This is a genomic window from Dietzia cercidiphylli (assembly GCF_014145145.1).
Lineage (GTDB): Bacteria > Actinomycetota > Actinomycetes > Mycobacteriales > Mycobacteriaceae > Dietzia > Dietzia natronolimnaea.
In genome coordinates this window covers 1-4152 of record NZ_JAALEA010000376.1, presented here as the reverse complement: position 1 = coordinate 4152, position 4152 = coordinate 1, and the positions used below count along the sequence as shown (strand labels likewise).

The window sequence follows — 4152 nt, the reverse complement described above, 5'->3', positions numbered from 1 at the left end:
CGTCGGGCAGCTCCAAGCCGCTCACCTGCAGGTGCGATCCCTCGGGGACCTCCGATCCGGACTCGTCGACCGGCGCCGACGCCTGCAGGTCGACCAGCCGCTGCGCGGCACCGTGGGACCGGGCGAAGATGCTCACCATGGCCGTGATGAGGCGGACCGGTTCCTCGAAGAACACGGCCACGCCGACCACCGAGACCAGCGTGCCGATCGCCATCTCCCCGGACAGCACTCGGTAGCCGGCGGCCAGCAGGACCAGGGCCAGTACGACGGCCATGCCGAGCGACCCGATGCCCTGGACCCGGCCCGTCCGCTCGGCGGTGACGATGCCCGCGTCGGCGGCGGCACGGGAGGCGTCGCGGTACTGCTCAGCCGCCCAGCGCTCCCCGCCCCCGGCCTTGAGCACGCGCAGACCCGTCATGATGTCGGTGGCGCGGCTGCTCGCCATGCCGATGGCCGTCTGCTGGGCGGTGCTGTGCCGGGAGATGACGCGGCTGGGCAGCGCCACCAGCACCAGACTCAACGGGACGCCGATCAGGACGATCAGCCCCACTAATAGATCGGTCCACAGCAGGTAGGCCGAGATGCCCACGATGCCGATGAGCGCGGACCCGCCCAGGGCGATCTGGCGGAACACCAGGGCCGCGACGTCGGCGTCGGCCGAACACACGGACAGCACGTCACCCGAGCTCGCGTCGTCCATGGCGCGACGCCTGGTCAGCGGCACCCGGGTGGCCTCCACCCGCAGATCGTGCGCCTCTTCTTGGAGTGCGCGGTTGCTCAGTCTGGCGCCGAAGCGATAGCTCAGGCTCAGCACCGTGAACAAGGCGATGAGCCCGAGGACCGACCACAGCATCGCGGTCGCGTCGAGAGGGATGATCGCCCGGTCGACGATCACACCGATCGCGATGGGCACCAGCGCCTCGCAGAGCTGCCACATCGTCATGAGCACCAGCCCGGGGCCCACGAGGCGCTTTCGACGGCCGATCGCCCGGAGCAGGAGCCCGTTCGCGGTCGACGGGATGCCGGTGTCCTGCCGGCGCGTCGATGTGGGTGCTGACATGCGTGTGGGGCTCCCGCCGATGGTGAAGGGCGTCTGTGGGTCTCGCCGACTCACGACACTAGTTCCACCCGGGAACCCGGCGGTCTACGGTCCCTTCCGGCTGCGGCCTACGCGTCCCCCTACGGCGCCGTGGTCCCCACCGAGTACGCCGCCGCGGAGTCGCGCACATCCATCACGTACTCCCGCGAGGCGTTGTAGGCCAGCACGGCCCGCTGCCAGTTCTCGGCAACCGAGAGGTCTCCCCCGTTCTCGCACAGCAACCGGGCGGCGGCCACGGCGGCGTCGTCGATCTGGTTGGGGTCGGCCCGCCCGTCGCCGTTGGCGTCGACTCCGTACTTGCGCCACGACTCGGGGATGAACTGCATGGGCCCCACGGCACGGTCGAACTCCTGGTCTCCGTCCAGTTCCCCGCCGTCGGTGTCCGGGATGTTGGCGAATCCGGGCGAGCCGTCCAACTGGATACCGATGATCGGCGGCAGCGCGTAGCCGTCGTCGTTCAGGGAGGCTCCCCGGTAGCGACCGTGCCGGGTCTCCACGTGCCCGATCCCGGCGAGGGTCGTCCACGCCAGGTTGCACTCGGGCCGGGTCTGCCGCATGGTCTCGGCGGCGTTGCCGTAGGCGGCCAGGGCGGCGACCGGGATGTTCATCTGCTCGTTGATCCCCTGCGCCCAGGGCCGCAGCTGATAGGAGGTCCGGCCGGGGGCATTGATGTCGACGGCAGGGACGGGAGCTCCGGCGGCGGGTGGGATGCCGGGCGGGATGGCGACCGGGGCTTCACGGGTGGGCCCGTACGAACAGGCTGATGCCACCACGGCCGCGGCGAGGGACAGGGCCACAGCGCAGCCGCGGCGGGGGCGAATAGTCATTGAGTGCCATTCTGCCGAAAACTCGCCACGGCCCGCCTCGGGGGATTCCCTGATCTCACCCGCACCTGCCCTGATTCACCCGCGCGGGCCGTACCCCCCGGCCAAAGCGGTGAACTCGTCCAACAGGGCCGCCCGGCTGATCTTGGGTTGATCCAGCACCCAGCGCACGGCCACGTTCTCCACTGCCATCACGATCACCCACGCGCGCGCGGCGGGATCACCGGCCGTGACCCCCGCCGCGGAGAGGTAGACGGCGAGGAGTTCACGCACCCGGAGCTCGAGTGCGTGCTGCGCGGCCCGGTGACGCACGGCGGGAAGTTCCTCCCACACGATCCGCAGCAGCCCGGCGTCCACCTCCAGCGCGGTCAGCAGGGCGTCGGCGATGGAGCGGACCGTGCCGGGGTTCTGGACGTCGACTGGACCGGCGCCGGCGAGCGAGGCGGCAACCCGGTCGGAGATCTCCGCCGACCATCGGTCCATGACCTCGGTGACCAGGGCCGATTTGTCCGGGAAGTACTGGTACAGCGAGCCCGGGCTGACCCGGGCCTCGTCGGCGACGCGGTTGGTGGTGAACGAGTCGTAGCCGTCGCGCACGAGCACGACGCGAGCCGCCTCCACGATCCTCTCGACCATCGCCCGGGAACGTGCCTGCTGGGGGACCTTTCTCATGAACGCGAATTGTATGCGAGTAATTACTCGCGTCATAGTTGCACCATGACCACAGCGCCTGAGCGTGACACCGTCACCTCCTCATACCCCACCCGATACCGCGAGGCCGAGGACCGCTCCCGCCGCATGGGTCGCGCCCTCAAGCACATCGCCCGCGTGGACCAGATCGACGAGCAGCTCATGGACCGCCTGGGCCGCGGATACCTGGAGAAGGACGAGCCCGGCGCCCGCCTGGCCCGCGCCATGCGGCTGCGGTCCGGCGAGCCCGGGGCCGTGAGCCGGCGGCAGCTCGACGAGGCCCTCACGAGCGGCTCGGCGGGCCTGCCCGACGACGCCCCCGAGGTGCTCCGCGAGTACATCGCCCTCCTCGAGGACACCCCGGACTGGGTCGACTGGGACCAGATCGCCCACGGCCAGAAGGTGTACCTGCGCCTGGGCCAGAACGCCGCGGACATCCTGCTCCAACTCTCGCTGATCGGCGGCTACCGCTTCGGCGGACCCACCGACCTCCTGGTGGCCACCGGCGGCCTGACCGGCAACACCACGCTGCGTCGCCTGGCCGAGACCAGCCACTGGACCATGTCCCTCTCGATTCCCGACGGGCTGCGGCCGGGCGGCGAGTCGTGGCGCCTGACCGGGCACGTGCGGGCCATGCACGCCGTGGTCAACGAGGCGATGGAGCCGCGCTGGGACACCGGACGGTGGGGACTGCCCATCAGCCAGAGCGACCTGGCCGCCACCCTCGGCCTCTTCGACGCCGTTGTCCTGTTGGGCGTGCGCACCCTGGGCGTGCCGATGTCCCGCCGGGACTCCGACGCCGTGATGCACGTGTGGCGCTACGTGGGATGGCTGATGGGGGTCGACGACGACTTCCTGGTCGGCCGCGAGAGGGACCGGCACCGGATCAACTATCACATCCTGCTGGCCCAGGCAGGGCTCAGCGAGGCTGGACCGCAACTGACCCAGGCCCTGGTCGCGGCGCAGCGTCAGCGCAAGCGCAGCGGGCCGCTCCCCGGCGTGCAGGCGTGGCTGGGGCACGAGCGACTGCTGAGCATGCTCACGGTGCTACTCGGCCGCGAGTCCATGCGCGAGTTCGGCCTGCCCGTCCGGCCGCCGTGGGCGCATGCCTACCTGGTGGCACTGAACGGGCTGCGGTACCGCACCCCGTGGGGCCGCGCCCGGCTCGATGCGTGGGGGGAGAAGGTCCGCGACCGCGAGCGCAAGCAGACCTTCGGCGATGCCGCCGCCGATATCGGTAGGCCGCTCGCCTCGTGAGGTCCGTTCGCCTGATCTGCGCCCATTAGGCCCTTTCGGCTAATTGCTCGAAATTAGGCATTTTCACCTCCTGTCGGCCGGATGTGGGAAGATCGCCTCATGTACGTGGTGACGATCGACCAGCGCGGTAGCCGGGTCGCCGACGACCTGGTGCCGGGACTGCTCGAGGCCCTGGCGGTCATCCCCTGCGCGGCCGCCTTCGAGCGGACGGCCGGCGACGAGGTCCAGGGCCTGCTGACCGACCCCGCCGCGGTGCGCCGCGCACTGCTCGTGGCGCTACGC

Annotated in this window: 4 protein-coding genes and 1 pseudogene; 2 read left to right on the top strand and 3 right to left on the bottom strand. The window is 70.7% G+C overall.

What is annotated here, in order from left to right:
* The 3 genes from G6028_RS13375 to G6028_RS13365 form a co-directional block, all read right to left on the bottom strand.
* Nucleotides 1–1060: ABC transporter transmembrane domain-containing protein (locus G6028_RS13375; protein ID WP_182659154.1), on the bottom strand; the 1060-nt coding region annotated here is incomplete at its 3' end.
* A gap of 119 nt (nt 1061–1179) precedes the next feature.
* A complete protein-coding gene (locus tag G6028_RS13370) occupies nt 1180–1926 on the bottom strand; it encodes a lytic transglycosylase domain-containing protein (RefSeq protein ID WP_182659153.1) in 747 nt (248 codons plus the stop codon).
* Between the two features lie 75 nt (nt 1927–2001).
* A complete protein-coding gene (locus G6028_RS13365; protein ID WP_241730756.1) occupies nt 2002–2595 on the bottom strand; it encodes a TetR/AcrR family transcriptional regulator in 594 nt (197 codons plus the stop codon).
* A gap of 45 nt (nt 2596–2640) precedes the next feature.
* On the opposite strand from G6028_RS13365, the gene G6028_RS13360 reads away from it, so the two are divergent.
* Together G6028_RS13360 and G6028_RS13355 are read left to right on the top strand one after the other, a co-directional pair.
* Nucleotides 2641–3870, top strand: a complete 1230-nt coding sequence (locus G6028_RS13360; RefSeq protein WP_182659152.1) for an oxygenase MpaB family protein — start codon at nt 2641–2643, stop codon at nt 3868–3870.
* An 81-nt stretch (nt 3871–3951) separates the two neighbouring features.
* Nucleotides 3952–4152 (top strand): annotated as a pseudogene (locus G6028_RS13355) (hypothetical protein); the annotation flags it as partial.